Origin of the sequence: Micromonospora sp. WMMA1947 (assembly GCF_027497355.1) — a bacterium.
In the GTDB taxonomy this organism is placed as follows: Bacteria; Actinomycetota; Actinomycetes; order Mycobacteriales; family Micromonosporaceae; genus Micromonospora.
This window is the reverse complement of record NZ_CP114909.1, coordinates 5,749,745-5,765,556: the sequence shown is the minus strand read 5'-3', so window position 1 is coordinate 5,765,556 and position 15,812 is coordinate 5,749,745. Positions and strand designations below refer to the sequence as shown.

Genomic DNA, 15,812 nt, shown 5'->3' with positions numbered 1-15,812 from the left:
CCATCGGCAGCACTCAGTTCCATCCCCCATTGGGCTCGCGTGCCTGCTTCGGTGTGGTTTGGTTACGAGCGGTGGCGAAACTGCTTGGACGGAGCTCGGGTGGATGGCCCTTATTGCAAGAGCAGGCTGGAGAAGGGCTGGCTGGTAGGCGATCTTCAGCCAGCCCTTCTCCCAACGAGCCAGATTCCTGTGATATCTCACGACCGTCTCACGGACGGTCCGGGAAGGCTCGACAGAGCCTGACGTAGCTAGGCGGTGTCTTCAAAGGATCTTGGTGTCGGATGATGTAGCGCGTGGGTCGTCGCTACGAGTTGTCTGACGTCGAGTGGGAAGCCCTGTCGAGGTATCTGCCGTCGGCGGTGACGGGTGGTCGGCCGCGGGTCGATGACCGGCGGGTGCTCAACGGGATCGTGTGGAAGATCCGGGCCGGGGCGGCGTGGCGTGATGTGCCGGCCCGGTACGGGTCGTGGCAGTCGATCTATACGCGTTTCCGCAGGTGGGCGCTCGATGGCACGTTCGAGCGGATGCTCGCCGGGATCCAGGCCGACGCGGACGCCGCCGGGGACATCGACTGGCTGGTGTCGGTCGACTCGACCATCGTGCGAGCCCACCAGCATGCCGCCGGCGCTAAAGGGGGCGCGGAGAATCGGACGAACCACAAGATCACGCCCTCGGTCGAAGTCGAGGTGGACTGACCACCAAGATTCACCTCGCCTGCGACGGCCTCGGGCGGACCCTGGCCTTCGTGCTCTCCGGCGGCAACGTCAACGACTGCACCCGCTTCATCCACGTCATGGCCGCCATCCGTGTCGAGCGACCAGGTCCCGGCCGGCCCCGGGTCCGCCCGGACCACGTCATTGCCGACAAGGGCTACAGCTCCAAGGCCATCCGGGCGGCCCTGCGCCGGCGCGGCATCGGGCACACCATCCCTGAGCGCGCCGACCAGCAGGCCAACCGCCGCCGACGAGGCAACCGCGGCGGCCGGCCACCGGCCTTCGACAAGCAGCTCTACAAGCGGCGCAACGTCGTCGAACGCTGCTTCAACCGGCTCAAGCAGTGCCGCAGCGTCGCCACCCGATACGACAAGACCGCGACCTCGTACCAGGCCACCGTCACCATCGCCGCCCTACTCCAATGGTTGTGAACCTTTGAAGACACGGCCTAGGACCGCAGCCCGACCGTTGGCCTGCATGTCTGGCACGAGTCGGTACCGTCCGGCAGACGCCGGTAGGTCCGCTAGTTCACTGGGGGTCAAGGGGTCGTCGGTTCGAATCCGGCCGTCCCGACAAAGAAAAAGCCCTGACCAGCGGGAACACTGGTCAGGGCTTTGATTTTCTTCGATGGAGATTTGAACCGCCCCCCGAAAACCCCCCGTTTACGCGGTGCGGCAACCAAGTTCGTCATCGGTGTGCATCGTTCTCTCCTGGCGACGATCCTTGGTTGCTCGGGTGGCTGCCGAGCCGTTCGAGGATGCCGGACACGTCTGGGGCTTGTACCGGCTTGGCGATGTAGTAGGTGTCCGTGACCTCCTCGCTGGAGTGCCCGAGCTGCGCTGCCGCGCTCTTGGTATCGATCTCCTCCTTGATGAGGGTGGCGACGGTCTTTCGGAAGGTGTGCGGGGTGACCCAGTCGAGGTCGGCTTCGGCGCGGGCCTGGCGCCACTGACGGCGGACGTTGTTGGGTGAGAGCCAGGTGTCTCGTCGGGAGGCGAAGATCGCGTCGTGGGGGTTGTCCGCGGCGGTGAGTTTGCGGGCCATGAGCATGCCGACCGCGAACCGGGGGAGGACGACCCTGCGGTAGCCGGCGTCGCTCTTGGTCCAGGGCTGTCGGAAGAAGCCCTGGCTCTTGATGAAGACCAGCGTTCCGCAGATCGTCAGGGTTGGTCGTTCGGCGGCGAGGTCCAGGTCCTCCCAGCGGAGGGCCAGGATCTCGCCGATACGGGCGCCGGTGGCGAGCATGAGGTCGACGACGTCGGCCAGGTCGCCGCTGTGCCGAGGCCCGGGCTTACCAGGGATCGGTCGCTGCCATTCGCGGATGGCCGTGCGGACGGCTTGGAGTTGCTCGGCGGACAGGACGACGACGGTGCGGCGGGGTTTGCGGAGTCGGCCGGTGTCGCGGACCGGGTTGGTGGGGATGGCGCCGTGGCGTACGGCCAGAGCGAACATCTGACTGAGTGCGTGTTTGACAAGGTCGTGGGTGGACGGTGTGGCGGCGCCCCTCACGGTGGTCGAAAACCAGCGCTGAAAGCTCTTGCTCTAATGCCCCGGATCGGCTGGCGGGAGGGGTGGTAGCGGCCCGACGTGCTCCTCGTAGATGCGGGCGAGCCCATGGATGAGTGCGTCGAGGCCGAGCGCGAAGGCGCCCTCGTCCACCCGTTGCTGATGCTCGGCGAGCCGGTGCGCCTGGGTCAGGTGCGGGTACCGCTCCCCGTACAACCCCGGGTCCTCGACGAAGCCACGGGCGAACGATCCGAGCGCGGAGCCCGCCACGAAGTAGCGCATCAGCGCGCCGATGTGCGTCGCGCGCGCGGGCGGCCAGCCGGCAGCGACGAGCCCGCCGTAGACCGCGTCGGCCATCGCCAGCGCCGCCGCCCGCCGGCCCGGCCCGCGGGCCAGGTACGGCACGATGTTCGGGTGTGCGGCCAGTGCCGCCCGATACGAGTGCCCCCACCGGCGCAGCGCCTCGCGCCAGTCGAGGCGCCCGAAGAAGGAGACGTCCACCTGGGCGGTGACGCTGTCGGCCACCGCGTCGAGAATGTCGTCCTTGGTGGCGAAGTGGTTGTAGAGCGAGGGCCCGCGTACGCCGAGTTCGGCAGCGAGCCGGCGGGTGGAGAACGCCTCCAGCCCGTCCGCGTCGATCAGCGCGGCGGCGGCATCGACGATCCGTTGCCGGCTGAGCAGCGCCTGCCTCGGCCGGGGCATCCGCGCCTCCTTCGCTCACTCGTCGGTCCGCGGCAACTCTGCCACAGTCGGGTCTGGACGTACTTAAACTTGCAGCGCTAGTTTATGCCGCATGGACCTTCAGCTCTCCGCGGAGCAGGCGGCGGTTCGTCAGCTCGCCGCCGAGTTCGTCGACCGTGAGGTGGTTCCGCACGCCGCGGCCTGGGATCGGCGCGAGTCGGTCGACCCGGAGATCGTGGACAAGCTCGGCCGGCTGGGCTTCCTCGGGCTGACCATCCCCGAGGAAGACGGCGGGTCCGGCGGCGACCACCTCTCCTACTGCCTGGTGCTGGAGGAGCTCGGCCGGGGCGACTCCGCCGTCCGGGGCATCGTCTCGGTGTCGCTCGGGCTGGTCGCCAAGGCCATCGCCGCGTACGGGTCCGCCGCGCAGCGGGCCGAGTGGCTGCCCCGGCTCTGCGCCGGCACCGCGCTCGGCTGCTTCGCCCTGACCGAACCGGACAGCGGCTCGGACGCGGCCGCGCTGACCACCCGGGCGACCCGCGACGGCGGCGACTGGCTGATCACCGGCGCGAAGACGTTCATCACCAACGGCACCGTGGCCGACGTGGTCCTGCTCTTCGCCCGCACCGGCGGACCCGGACACCGGGGCATCAGCGCGTTCCTGGTGCCCGCCAACGTCGCCGGGCTCACCCGGAGGAAGATCCACGGCAAGCTCGGGCTGCGCGGGCAGGCAACCGGTGAGCTGCGCTTCGACGCCGTCCGGGTGCCCGACTCGGCGCGCCTCGGCCCGGCCGGCGGCGGTTTCCGGCTGGCCCTGGCCACCCTGGCCAAGGGCCGGATGTCGGTGGCCGCCGGCTGCGTCGGCATCGCCCAGGGCTGCCTGGACGCGGCGGTCGGCTACGCCGGGCAGCGCACCCAGTTCGGCAAGCCGATTGCCGGGCACCAGCTGGTGCAGCAGTTGCTCGCCGCCATCGCCGTGGACACCGCCGCCGCCCGGCTGCTGGTGTGGCGGGTGGCCGACCTCGTGGACCGGGGCGAGGCGTTCGCCACCGAGGCCTCGATGGCCAAGCTCTTCGCCAGCGAGGCAGCGGTCCGGGCGGCCAACAACGCCGTCCAGGTCTTCGGCGGGTACGGCTACATCGACGAGTATCCGGTCGGCAAGTACCTGCGCGACGCCCGGGTCGCCACCCTCTACGAGGGCACCAGCCAGATCCAGCAGCTGCTCATCGGGCGCGCGCTCACCGGCGTCAACGCCTTCTAGCAAAGGGGAGAACCGTGACCAGATTCGCCGACCGGGTGGCCGTCGTCACCGGCGCCGGACAGGGCATCGGCGCGGCGACCGCGCACCGGCTGGCCGCCGAGGGCGCCGCCGTCGCCGTGGTCGACCTCGACGAGGAGCGCAGCCGGGCGGTCGCCGACGAGATCACCGCGAACGGCGGCCGGGCCGTCGGCATCGGCTGCGACGTGACCGACCCCGCGGCGGTGGCCGCGATGAGCGACCGGGTGGTGCAGGCGTACGGCGGGTTGCACGTGCTGGTGAACAACGCCGGCATCACCCGCGACGACCTGCTGTTCAAGATGCCCCTGCCACACTGGGAGGCGGTGCTGACCACCAACCTGACCAGCATGTTCCTCTGCTGCCAGGCCGCCCAACAGCACATGGTCGCGGCCCGCTACGGCCGGATCGTCAACCTCAGCAGCCGCTCCGCCCTCGGCAACCGGGGCCAGGTCAACTACGCGGCGGCCAAGGCGGGGGTGCAGGGTCTGACGGCCACTCTCGCCATCGAACTCGGCCCGTACAACGTCACGGTCAACGCCGTCGCCCCGGGCTACGTGGCCACCGCGATGACCGCCGCCACCGCGCAGCGGGTCGGCAGCAGTCCGGAGGAGCATCAGCGGATGGTCGCCGAGCACACCCCGCTGCGCCGGGTCGCCCAGCCGACCGAGATCGCTTCGGTGATCGCCTTTCTGGCCAGCGACGACGCGTCGTACGTCAGCGGACAGACCCTGTACGTCAACGGCGGCGCGCGCTGAGGCGCGCCGGCGGACCAGCACCCGGAGGGGACATGGACTTCGCGCTTTCCGACACCGAGCGGGCGATCCGCGACACCGCCCGCGATTTCATCACCAGGGAGGTCATGCCGCTGGAGCAGGAGCTGCTGCGGCGGGAACGGGCGCACCGGCCCGGACTGGAACACAGCGAGCTGCGCGAGTTGCAGCTCAAGGCGCGCAAGTTCGGGTTCTGGGGGCTGGCCACGCCGGAGGAGTACGGCGGCATGGACCTGCCGGCCGTCACCCAGTCCCTGATCTGGACCGAACTCGGTCGCTCGTTCGTGCCGTTCCGGTTCGGCGGCGAGGCGGACAACATCCTGTTCCACGCCAATGACGAGCAGAAGCGTGAGTACCTGGTCCCGACCATCGAGGGGGAGCGGCGCAGCTGCTTCGCGATCACCGAGCCCGGCGCCGGCTCCGACGCGGCCAACATCAAGCTCAGCGCCCGCCGCGACGGCGACGACTGGATCCTCAACGGCGAGAAGACCTTCATCACCGGCGGTCACGACGCCGACTTCGCCATCGTGATCGCGGTGACCGACCGGGAGAAGGGGGCCCGCCACGGCGGCGCCACCGCGTTCCTGGTGGACCGGTCGATGGGCTGGCGCTCGGAGTTCATCCAGACGATGGGCGAGGGTGGGCCCGCCTCGCTGGTCTTCGACGACGTCCGGGTGCCCGGGCGCAACATCCTCGGCGAGCCCGGGCAGGGCTTCAGCCTCGGCATGGAGTGGATCGGCAAGGGCCGCTACATCATCCCGTCGCACGCCGTCGGCATCGCCGAGCGGGCGTTGTCGATGGCCATCGACAACGCCAACACGCGCGAGACGTTCGGCGCGAAGATCGGCACCAACCAGGCCATCCAGTGGATGATCGCCGACTCGGAGACCGAGCTGGAGGCGGCCCGCTGGCTCATCCTGCGCGCCGCCTGGACCGTCGAGCAGGGCATGGACCCGCGGCACGCCTCCTCGATGGCGAAGCTTTACGGCGCGGGCATGGTCAATCGGGTGGTCGACCGCGTCCTGCAGATCCACGGCGGCATGGGCTACACCCGGGAGCTGCCGATCGAACGCTGGTACCGGCAGGTCCGGCTCTACCGGATCTTCGAGGGCACCGACGAGATGCAGCGACTGATCATCTCCCGCGACCTGCTGCGCGGCTACACGAAGCTGGGAGGGCACCTGGCATGAGGGTCTTCGCGTCCATCGAGGAGTTGGCCGAGGCGACCGGCGAGACCCTGGGCCCCGGCCCCTGGTTCCGGATCGACCAGCAACGGGTCGACCGGTTCGCCGACGCCACCGACGACCGCCAGTGGATCCACATCGATCCGCGACGGGCCGCGGCCGGCCCGTTCGGCGGCACCATCGCGCACGGCTACCTCACGTTGTCCCTGCTGCCGGCGCTGGCCGGTGGCCTTTACCGGATCGAGGGGGTGGCCATGGGGGTCAACTACGGGCTCAACCGGGTTCGCTTCCCGGCCCCGCTCCGGGTCGGCAGCGCGGTCCGCGCCACCGCGACCCTGGCCGAGGTGTCACCCGTGGACGGCGGCGTGCAGGTGGTCACCGCGGTCACCGTGGAGAGCGACGCCGGCGGCAAGCCGGTCTGCGTCGCCGAGACGGTCAGCCGCCTGGTGCGGGGCGTGGCCCGATGACCGCGCTGTCGCTGGCCATGGTGCTGGCCGAGTCCGCCCGCCGGCACGCCGACACCGTCGCGGTGGTCGACGGCGACACCCGCGTGACGTACGCCGAGCTGTGGCTGGAGGCGCGCAGCTACGCCGCCGGGCTGCGCGAGTGGGGGGTCGGCCCCGGCGACAAGGTGGCCCTGCTGGCCCCGAACGTGGTGGACTTCCCCCGGGTCTACTACGGGGCCCTCGCCGCCGGCGCGGTGCTCGTCCCGGTGCACCTGCTGCTGACCGTGGACGAAGCGGCGCACGTGCTGACCGACAGCGGCACGAAGCTGCTGGTGTGCCACAGCTCCCAGCTCGCCCTGGGCGCCGCCGCCGCGGCGGCGGCCGGCGTGCCGCTGGTGACCGTCGGGCCGGCGGTCGCCGGCGCGGTCGCGCCCCGCCTGGAGGAGCTGAGCCACCCGCTGCCACCGCTGCCGTCGTACGTCACCCGGTCGGCGGAGGATCCGGCGGTGGTGCTCTACACCAGCGGCACCACCGGAGTGCCCAAGGGCGCCGTGCTCACCCACCTCAACCTGGTCATGAACGCCACCGTGAACGTCTTCGACGCCAACGACGCGCGCAGGACGGACGTAGTGCTCGGCTGCCTGCCGCTGTTCCACAGCTTCGGCCAGACGGTGGCGATGAACGGCACCTTCCGGATCGGCGCGACACTGGTGCTGCTGAGCCGGTTCACCGGGCCGGCCGCCATCGACCTGATGCTGCGTGAGGGGGTGGACGTCTTCCACGGCGTGCCCACCATGTACGTGGCGCTGCTCGACGCCGCCCGGGACCGGGACGACCTGCCCCGGCTGCGGCTCTGCGTCTCCGGCGGGGCGTCGCTGCCGGTGGCCGTGCTGGAACGGTTCCACGCCGCCTTCCAGACGACGGTCTTCGAAGGGTACGGGCTCTCCGAGACCTCACCCACCGCCACCACCAACCAGCCGCACTTCGGCACCCGCGCCGGGACCATCGGGCACCCGGTCTGGGGCGTGGAGGTGGAGATCGCCCGCGCGGAGGTGGACGAGCGGATCGAGCTGCTGCCGACCGGAGAGCTCGGCGAGATCGTCATCCGGGGGCACAACGTTTTCGCCGGTTACCTGGGGCGGCCCGAGGCGACCGCGGAGGCGGTGGTGGACGGCTGGTTCCGTAGCGGTGACCTGGGACGCAAGGACGCCGACGGGTTCATCACCATCATCGACCGGAAGAAGGACATGATCATCCGGGGCGGCTTCAACGTCTACCCACGCGAGGTGGAGGAGGTCCTTGCCGGGCACCCGGCGGTCGGCCAGGTGGCGGTGATCGGGGTGCCCGACCCGCTTCACGGCGAGGAGGTCTGCGCGGTGGTGGTGGCGGACCCGGCCGGCCCGGGCCTGCCCGACGAGCAGGAGATGATCGACTGGTCGCGGGAGCATCTGGGCCGGCACAAGTACCCGCGGCAGGTCCGGTACGTCGACGACCTGCCGCTCGGGCCGAGCCACAAGGTGCTCAAGCGGGAACTGCGACGCCGGATGGCCCCGCCCGACTGACCACCGCCCGCCGTCCGCTGCCACCCGGCCAGGCCGCGGCCCTCGTCGCGCTCGCCGCGCGGGGAGGGCCTTGCGGGTGATCGGGCGGTGGTCGCCGAGGGCCGGCACGGAAGGGTGCGGCACCGGGTGCAGGAACGCGATCTCACCGGCGCCGCGGTCGGTGGTCCACACCAGCCGGTCGCCGGCCTTGCGGAGCGCTCGCTGCCGCGCCCGGACGTCCGGGCGCGGCAGCGCGTGGTCGCCACACCTCGACTTCCACGGGTGCCGCCGAGTGACTCCCATGTGCGGGCCTTGCGCTCCTTCAGCGCCTTGCGGGTGCCGATCTCGGGCTAGTGGGCGGCCACCGAAACGCCGACCGTCACGTCAGCAGTCGGCGGCGGTAGCCCTCGGCCACCGCCGAGGCTCGGTCGCGTACGCCTAGCTTGTCGTAGATGTGTTGCAGATGGGTCTTGATGCTTGCCTCGCCGATGAACAACGCTGTGGCGGCCTCTCGGTTCGAATTGCCGTTCGCGACCAGTTGCAACACCTCCTTCTCGCGATCGGTCAGCGTGCCTGCGCCGGGCCTGCGAACCTGTCCCATCAGGTGCTGCGTCACCGACGGCGCGAGCACCGACTCTCCCCGCGCAGCCGCGCGGACGGCTCGCATCAGCTCGTCGGGCAGGGCGTCCTTCAGGAGGTATCCGATCGCGCCCGCCTCGATCGCAGGCAGGACGTCACTCTCGCTGTCGAACGTGGTCAGGACCAGCACCCGGGCATCCGGTGCCCGCTCGCGCAGGATCGCGGTCGCGGCGACGCCGTCCATCCGGGGCATCCGGAGGTCCATGAGTACGACGTCCGCCGCCAGCAGCTCCGCGCGTTCGATGCCCTCGGCGCCGTCGCCGGCCTCGCCGACCACCACGATGTCCTCGGCGTCCGCGAACGTGTCGCGAAGACCGCCCCGCACGATCGGATGGTCGTCGACGATTACCAGTCGGATCATCGGCCGGTCTGCCCCTCTGTTCTCGTGCGCGCGGGAGCGATCGCCGGAACGCGCGCGCTGACGGCTGTCCCTTCGCCCGGCGCGCTCTGCACCTCGACGTGGCCCCCGACGCCTCTGATGCGCTGACGCATGCTCGTCAGGCCGAAGCCGGTGCTGGCCCCGGTCACGAACCCGCGTCCATCATCGCGCACGTCCAACAGCACCTCGGTGCCTGTGTACGACAGCGTGACGCCGACGCGAGAGGCCTCCGCATGCTTGGCCACGTTGGTCAGCGACTCCTGGGCGGCTCGGAAGAGCGACACCTCGATGGCAGGGATCAGCGGCTCCCGGGTGCCGGTGACCTCCAGCCGCGCGCCGATCCCGTGGTCCTCCGACCATCGCTCGGTCAACGTGCGCAGCGCGTCGGGGAGATGCGCCCGCCCGAGCTCCTGCGGAGCGAGCGCCTGCACGGACCGCCGGGCCTCGGTCAGGCTGCTGCGCGCGAGCCGCAGCGCCCGCGCGACGTGCTCCTCCGTTTCGCCCGGCACCTTCGCGGAGGCCGCCTGGAGCTGGGTGATGATGCCGGCGAGGCCCTGCGCCAGCGTGTCGTGGATCTCCCTGGCCAGTCGCTGCCGCTCGTCGTGCGCCCCGGATTCCCGGGCCTGGGCGACCAGTTGCGCGTGCAGCCCGGCGTTCTCGTGCAGCGCCGCCTCGAGCCGCTCGACGAGCTCCTCCCGCTTGCGTTCCTCCGGTTCGCTGCGCGCCGTCAGCACGATGCCCACCCCGATCGCCGCGGTCTGCACGGCGACGATCAGGATGAACTCCGCGAGCGTGGCCGGGGTTGCGCCGGCCCACACGCGCATCGCCGCGCCGTTGAGGGCCACGGAAGTGGCCAGGACGCCGAGCACTCCCAGGGGCCACGGCCGGAGCAGGTAGGCGTGGAAGAAGCCCGCGATGGTGAAGACGAGGAAGATCTCGGAGTACGTCATGAGGGCGACGCAAAGCGCCAGCAGTCCGGCGAAGAAGATGCCCGCCGGCACGGGCCGGAGCGTCCTCTTCCGGATGGGCAGCGTGTGGCCGAACAGCACCCACAGCGCGGCGGCCGCGACGAGCCCGAGGACGGAGAGTCGGAAGCGCTCGCCGGAGGCCGGGAGCACCCACAAGAAATAGGTAGTCGTCGAGACCGCGAGCAGCAGCCACGGTGTGCTCAGATGCAGGAGGTCCCAGACCCGGAGCTGCTCCTTCTTCCACGCCAGCCGGGGCCGATTCGCATCCTCCGCGACGGCGGATTCGTGCGTCCCGAAGTTCGGCCGCTCATCGGCCCCGGCATCCCGCGTCATCGACATCTACTCCCAGCGGAAGAGCTTGGCGGCGATCGCGCTCGCGACGACCGCAATGCCGGCCATCACGGCGATCTGCAGCCAGAAGGGCTGCCCGCCGGCGGTGGCGGTGGCCTCGCCCGCTTCGGCGGACCACGCCGCGGTGAGCGCCTGCAGCCCGGGCGGTATGAACTCGCCGGCCTCGCGCAGCACGTCGGGCATGAGGACACGGGGCAGGAACGCGCCGCCGGTGAACATCAGCGCAACGAACAGCAGCGTGCCGATCTGGTTCGCGGCGCTGCCCGTACGGGCCACGGCCGCGGAGATCATGCCGACCCCGAGCAGCGCCGCGTAGCCGGCGACGAAGGCGACGACGAACTCCAGGGGCCGCTCGGGCGGCGCGATGTCGAGCACCGCCCACGCGAGCAGGATCATGAGCGCCGCGGAGACGACCACCGAGGCGAACGCCACGATCATCTGCGCGAGCAGAACGGTCCGTGGATGCGCGGGCGTCGTCGACAGCCTGCGCAGGATACCGCGCTCACGATACGTCGCGATCACCGCCGGGAGGTGCTGCACGGCGATCATCACCATCCCGAACACCAGTGCGGTCGGGGCCCAGACGTCGATGGACCGGAGGCCGCCGGTTGCCGGCGACGGCTCTCTGAGCGCCGGGACGGCGCCCAGCGCGAGCAGGAGTCCCGCCGGGAACAGCACACCGAAGCCGACGGTGGCCGAGTCGCGAAGGAAGAGCCTCGTCTCCGCCTTGACCATCTGCAGAAGAGCAGGCATCAGTCACCCCTCTTCTCGGTGAAGGCCACGAACGCGTCCTCGAGGGTACGGAACCGTGCGGTCAGTCCCGAGGGCGTGTCCACCGCGGCGACCCGGCCACCGTCGATGACGGCGATCCGGTCGCTGAGGCGCTCCGCCTCGTCCATGAAGTGCGTGACGAGCAGGATCGTGACACCGGTGTCACGAACCCGCTCAATGAGGCTCCACGTGTCGCGCCTGGCGTGCGGGTCCAGTCCCGTCGTGAGCTCGTCGAGGATCGCGACCCTCGGATTGCCGACCAGGGCGAGCGCAATCGAGAGCCGCTGCTTCTGCCCGCCCGACAGGGCCTTGTACTGCGTGTTCCGCGTCTCGGCGAGGCCGAGGAGCGCCATGAGCTCGCGCCGGTCGGCGGGGTCGCGGTAGAAGGAGCCGTAGAGTTCGAGGGCCTCGGCGACCTTCATCGCGTCCGGGAGGCTGCTCTCCTGCAGTTGCACGCCGAGGAGCTCCCGCACCTCCGCCCGGTCCCGTATCGGGTCCAGTCCCAGCACCGCGATCGAGCCCGAGTCGGGCGCTCGCAGCCCGGCGATGCTCTCCACGATTGTCGTCTTGCCGGCGCCGTTGGGCCCGATGATGCCGAAGATCTCGCCCTCTTCCACGGTGAAAGAGACGTCATCGACGGCAACATGTCGCCCGTAGCGCTTGTGTAGATTTCGTACTTCCAATGCCGTCATGCTGCGAAGCTACGGTCGCATCCCGCCCCGCCACGTCGACCGTGGCGGGTGCGCCTGGGTTGATTCGTGCCTCCACCGATCGGTGGATCCGGGCGCGAGCCGCGATCAAGAATCGCTCGAATTCGTGCCGCTACCGGCGAATCCGCGCCGCTGTTCGGTTCAGTGGACGCACGCCGGGACGCACCCCTGCGCTCGTTCGCTTCGACTGGCGTACCAACCTCTTGCCGAGCCCTCGAGCGAGCCGCCTCGGCCGCCCTAGATGGGCGGTTGTTCGTGCCGACGTCGCGGGACGACCAAGCCGTTGACGAGGCTGATCGGCCCGAGGGTGGTTGCTCGCCGGGCTTGCTGGAGGATCTCCGGGGACGAGTGTGGCCCAGGTGCCATCACGCTGCCAGCGACGGAACCATCGATACGGCGTCGGTACGACCGGGCGGTGGTGTGCCGCGCACAGGAACCTGAGCGAGAATGGGCCGGTTCGTACTCCGCGCAACCCTGGAAGGATCCTCCCTTGGCCGGTGGACTCGTAGCCCTGTTGGATGACGTGGCGGTGCTGGCCCGAGCCGCTGCCGCGTCGATCGATGACATCGGGGCGGCCGCCGCGAAGGCCGGCGCCAAGGCTGCGGGCGTCGTCGTCGACGATGCTGCCGTCACGCCGCAGTACGTGCGGAGCCTGGCGGCCGAGCGCGAGTTGCCGATCATCAAGCGCATTGCCCTGGGGTCGCTGCGCAACAAGTTCTTCATCATCCTGCCGGCGGTGCTGCTGCTCAGTCAGTTCGTGCCCTGGCTGCTCACTCCGATCCTCATGCTCGGCGGCGCCTACCTCTGTTACGAAGGCGCGGAGAAGGTGTGGGCCAAGATCGCCCATCACGATTCCCACGGCGCGGGCGATGAAAAGGTGCAGGACGAGACGAAACTGGTGTCCGGGGCGGTACGAACCGACCTGATCCTCTCGGCGGAGATCATGGTCATCGCCCTCAACGAGGTGATCGATGAGGCGTTCTGGTCCCGCCTGGTGATCCTGGCTGTCGTCGCCGTCGTCATCACCGTCCTGGTGTACGGCGTGGTGGGCCTGATCGTGAAGATGGACGACGCCGGGCTGCGTCTGTCGCAACGTTCCGGTGCCGTCGCCACGTTCGGCCGCGGTCTGGTGAGGGCGATGCCGGTAGTCCTCACCGTGCTGACGGTAGTCGGCACTGCGGCGATGCTGTGGGTGGGCGGGCACATCCTGCTGCTCGGCACGAACGAGCTGAACCTGCCCTTCCTGTACGAGGCCGTGCACCACGTGGAGGTCGCCGCCCACGACGCCACGGGTGTTCTCGGCGGGCTCGTCGGCTGGCTCGTCAACACGGTGGCCAGCGCGATCCTCGGGCTGATCGTCGGAGCGCTGGTCGTGCTGGTCATGACTCTCACGCTCCACCGCCGCAAATCCAAGGCTGCGCCGGCCACGACTCGTACTGACGGCACCATCCCCGTGCCGTCGAGCCGTGCAGCTGAGCGTCGCGACGTTCCTGCGGACCGGGCGCCGCGCGGTTGACTGCAAATCATCGCAAATCGACCACGGGTCAGGCGTTCTGGTGCTGACCTACCGACTCAAAGACCGCGACCTCGGCCGCGTCCCCGCAGCCACCAAGACCAACGACTAAAGATCAACCAAACCACCGTGGTCCAGTTTCAGCCGGACCACGGTGGTCCCGTCTGAGGCGGCGTTGACACGGTGGACGGACTGACCATCCCGGCCGTCGGCGGGCCAGTGGCCGCACCGCCCGATGCTGGACCGCCTGTCGGCTCCGTCTGAAAGGCTAGTGGTTGGGGCGGCGTCGACAGGAGCCCACCGGCCGTACCGTCCGTCGCTGGAACTGAGCGTGGCCGCGGTCGGGGGCAGTGTCGGTCACCGTGGCGGAGGCTCCCCCAACTCCGTCGACAGACCGAGGCGGTACCCGACCTGGAGCCGGCCTGCCCCTTCTGTCCTTCGGGTGGTGGGAGCCGCCCATGCAGCGGGCCGGCTGTCCGTCCCTCGCTCACGCCACGGGAGACACACCATGACCTCCACGTTTGCCCGACGGTTGACGGGCGCGGTCGGCCAGGTCGCGTTGGGCGCGATGCTGCTCGTTGCCGGCACCGCCCACCTGACAGTCGCGCGCCAGGAGTTCTTGGCGCAGGTGCCCTCCTGGCTCCCGCTCGACGCCGATCTCGTCGTCGTCGCTTCCGGAGTGGTCGAGATCTGTCTCGGGCTGGCCCTGCTCGCGGCTTGGAGACAGCCTGTACGCGGCATCACCGGAGCGGTCGTAGCGGCATTCTTCGTCGCGGTCTTCCCGGGCAACGTCGCTCAGTTCACCGAAGGTCGTGACGGATTCGGCCTGGACACCGACGCGGCACGCGCGGTCCGCCTGCTCTTCCAGCCGCTGCTCGTACTCTGGGCGCTCGCCGCCACCGACGCGGTTCCCGCGCTCCGCTCACTGCGCCGTAGCCCCTGACACACGAACCGAATCCAACGATATCCGTCAGCCCGGTTGCCGCTCACTACCTGGGCGTCAGTTGCGTTTCTGATGGCGACAATAGATGCCCGCATGTCCCCCCGGTGCCTGCAGGCGGCCTGTAGCGATGGGTAGGGGCGCAACGTTCCCCCGGTGACGGGGTTCTGCTGGTAGGGGAGCGGGGCGCGGTGGACTGGCGACGGGGACGCCCCATGCGGCCCCCTTTTACCCCCGAAGACCCCCGCATGTGGACGACAATCAGTGACAAGCGGCGATTATCGCTTGATCGTTTCTGTGCAGCTCAGCGTCTACCTTCGACGGATGTTGACAAGGTCGGAATGGCTACGACGGTAACAAGGGTCCATCGGTCCGAATCCGGCCGTCCCGACACTGATCAGAGGGCATATCCGATTGATGGGTAGGTCCTCTTCTCGCGTCCGGGTGACTAACTGGGTGACTACGCCTCAGCGTCGAAGCTCCGATCCATGATCACGGCGCCATCGAGGAGCACTTGACTGGCCCGACGTGCTTGACGTCCTGGAGCAAGAACTATCGGAGCGTGGATGACACCTCCGGCCCAGATGATCAATGCTGTGCGCGGGAGTGCTCAGCAACCAGCGGGTCAGGATGCATGGACCGCCGGAGAGGGCCAGGGGCCACCGTCGGCAAACCGAGCCCCCCAGTAGAACGGGTTGACCTCGAGAAGTGTCCGTGCCGTCCATCCGGATGGGCTGCTCGGATCGGCAACTCCCACCTGAACCTCCGGCCCCCACAGGGCGAGGCGCTCCTGGCAGATACCGCACGGCGCCAGTACGAAGACGTCGCTGCTGCCAGCCTCTCTTCCCACGCACACCGAAGCAGTCACCCGCCTGTTCAGCGTGTACGCCTGGCAGATGGCTCCGGTTTCATGGCAAAGAGTGACCCCGGCGTTGAGATTGTCGAGGCACACGCTAGTCAGGATCTGACCGTCCTCGAGGTAGACCGCAGCTGCCCCGCCGTACTCCTCAGCCGGCCACCGGCGATTCATCTGGTCAACAGCTGCATCGATGAGGCGCTGATCAAGATTCATAGCGCGAGCGTAAGGCCACGACCGATGTCACCCAGGTCCTCATAACGATCCGTCATACAGGTCCCGAGACCGGACACCGTCTGCCCTGGCCAATCGGTGAGAACTTCGGCACGTCTTCAAGGCGTCCCTGAACGGGCCGCACGCGCCGCCGCTTGGGCGCGTGTCCGTCGTTTCGCTGGCGTTCCGACTCCGGTCACGCAACACGCCCGGCTGCTGGCGCGGACAGCAGGTAGCCCGATGGGCCGCCGCGTGACGACAGGCCGTTTTGGTGGTCGTCGGTTCGAATCTGGCCGTCCCGACGCAGGTCAGAGAGCTGATCCGGATATCTGGTCGGCCCTTTTGGCGTTCT

14 protein-coding genes and 1 pseudogene are annotated in these 15,812 nt (G+C 69.6%); 8 read left to right on the top strand and 7 right to left on the bottom strand.

Annotated features, from left to right (window positions below):
• Window positions 1–293: 293 nt before the first annotated feature.
• Window positions 294–1,144, top strand: a protein-coding gene (locus O7604_RS27125) for an IS5 family transposase (RefSeq protein ID WP_281577345.1) whose coding sequence is annotated in 2 segments (ribosomal slippage) — window positions 294–629 and window positions 632–1,144 — 849 coding nt in all. Because the reading frame shifts where the segments join, the coding sequence is not laid out codon by codon here.
• 256 nt (window positions 1,145–1,400) lie between these two features.
• On the opposite strand, the gene O7604_RS27120 is transcribed toward O7604_RS27125, so the two are convergent.
• Window positions 1,401–2,222 carry a site-specific integrase gene (locus tag O7604_RS27120; protein WP_281578212.1) on the bottom strand — a complete coding sequence of 274 codons (822 nt, stop codon included), beginning with the start codon at window positions 2,220–2,222 and terminating at the stop codon, window positions 1,401–1,403.
• A gap of 33 nt (window positions 2,223–2,255) precedes the next feature.
• Entirely contained in the window at window positions 2,256–2,921 is a 666-nt protein-coding gene (locus O7604_RS27115; RefSeq protein ID WP_281578211.1) for a TetR/AcrR family transcriptional regulator, read from the bottom strand.
• 91 nt (window positions 2,922–3,012) lie between these two features.
• Between O7604_RS27115 and O7604_RS27110 the strand changes: the two genes are divergently transcribed.
• The 5 genes from O7604_RS27110 to O7604_RS27090 are packed head-to-tail and all read left to right on the top strand — an operon-like array spanning window position 3,013 to window position 8,141.
• Window positions 3,013–4,161: an acyl-CoA dehydrogenase family protein gene (locus O7604_RS27110; RefSeq protein WP_281578210.1), complete on the top strand. Its 1,149-nt coding sequence runs from the start codon at window positions 3,013–3,015 to the stop codon at window positions 4,159–4,161.
• Between the two features lie 14 nt (window positions 4,162–4,175).
• Window positions 4,176–4,934 carry a 3-oxoacyl-ACP reductase FabG gene (fabG, locus tag O7604_RS27105; protein WP_269706826.1) on the top strand — a complete coding sequence of 253 codons (759 nt, stop codon included), beginning with the start codon at window positions 4,176–4,178 and terminating at the stop codon, window positions 4,932–4,934.
• Between the two features lie 32 nt (window positions 4,935–4,966).
• A complete protein-coding gene (locus tag O7604_RS27100) occupies window positions 4,967–6,139 on the top strand; it encodes an acyl-CoA dehydrogenase family protein (protein ID WP_281578209.1) in 1,173 nt (390 codons plus the stop codon).
• Window positions 6,136–6,600: a MaoC family dehydratase gene (locus O7604_RS27095; RefSeq protein ID WP_269706825.1), complete on the top strand. Its 465-nt coding sequence runs from the start codon at window positions 6,136–6,138 to the stop codon at window positions 6,598–6,600. Before O7604_RS27100 ends, O7604_RS27095 begins: the two co-directional genes overlap by 4 nt.
• Window positions 6,597–8,141 (top strand): long-chain fatty acid--CoA ligase, encoded by a 1,545-nt coding sequence (locus O7604_RS27090; protein ID WP_269706824.1) that lies wholly within the window; start codon window positions 6,597–6,599, stop codon window positions 8,139–8,141. Before O7604_RS27095 ends, O7604_RS27090 begins: the two co-directional genes overlap by 4 nt.
• 358 nt (window positions 8,142–8,499) lie before the next feature.
• Here the strand turns inward: O7604_RS27090 and O7604_RS27085 are convergent, their stop codons facing one another.
• The 4 genes and pseudogenes from O7604_RS27085 to O7604_RS27070 all read right to left on the bottom strand — a co-directional run.
• Window positions 8,500–9,120, bottom strand: coding sequence for a response regulator transcription factor (locus O7604_RS27085; protein WP_281578208.1), 621 nt, complete (start codon window positions 9,118–9,120; stop codon window positions 8,500–8,502).
• On the bottom strand, window positions 9,117–10,445 hold the full coding sequence (locus tag O7604_RS27080) for a sensor histidine kinase (protein ID WP_281578207.1): 1,329 nt from the start codon (window positions 10,443–10,445) through the stop codon (window positions 9,117–9,119). Before O7604_RS27080 ends, O7604_RS27085 begins: the two co-directional genes overlap by 4 nt.
• Complete coding sequence (locus O7604_RS27075) at window positions 10,446–11,210, bottom strand: ABC transporter permease (RefSeq protein ID WP_281578206.1); 765 nt, start codon at window positions 11,208–11,210, stop codon at window positions 10,446–10,448.
• Window positions 11,211–11,263: 53 nt separating this feature from the next.
• A pseudogene (locus tag O7604_RS27070) lies at window positions 11,264–11,920 on the bottom strand (ABC transporter ATP-binding protein); the annotation flags it as partial.
• A gap of 508 nt (window positions 11,921–12,428) precedes the next feature.
• On the opposite strand from O7604_RS27070, the gene O7604_RS27065 reads away from it, so the two are divergent.
• Both O7604_RS27065 and O7604_RS27060 read left to right on the top strand, forming a co-directional pair.
• Window positions 12,429–13,454: a DUF808 domain-containing protein gene (locus O7604_RS27065; RefSeq protein WP_269706823.1), complete on the top strand. Its 1,026-nt coding sequence runs from the start codon at window positions 12,429–12,431 to the stop codon at window positions 13,452–13,454.
• A 505-nt stretch (window positions 13,455–13,959) separates the two neighbouring features.
• A complete protein-coding gene (locus tag O7604_RS27060; RefSeq protein ID WP_281578205.1) occupies window positions 13,960–14,394 on the top strand; it encodes a hypothetical protein in 435 nt (144 codons plus the stop codon).
• A gap of 622 nt (window positions 14,395–15,016) precedes the next feature.
• On the opposite strand, the gene O7604_RS27055 is transcribed toward O7604_RS27060, so the two are convergent.
• A complete protein-coding gene (locus O7604_RS27055) occupies window positions 15,017–15,463 on the bottom strand; it encodes a cytidine deaminase (RefSeq protein WP_281578204.1) in 447 nt (148 codons plus the stop codon).
• Window positions 15,464–15,812: the final 349 nt, after the last annotated feature.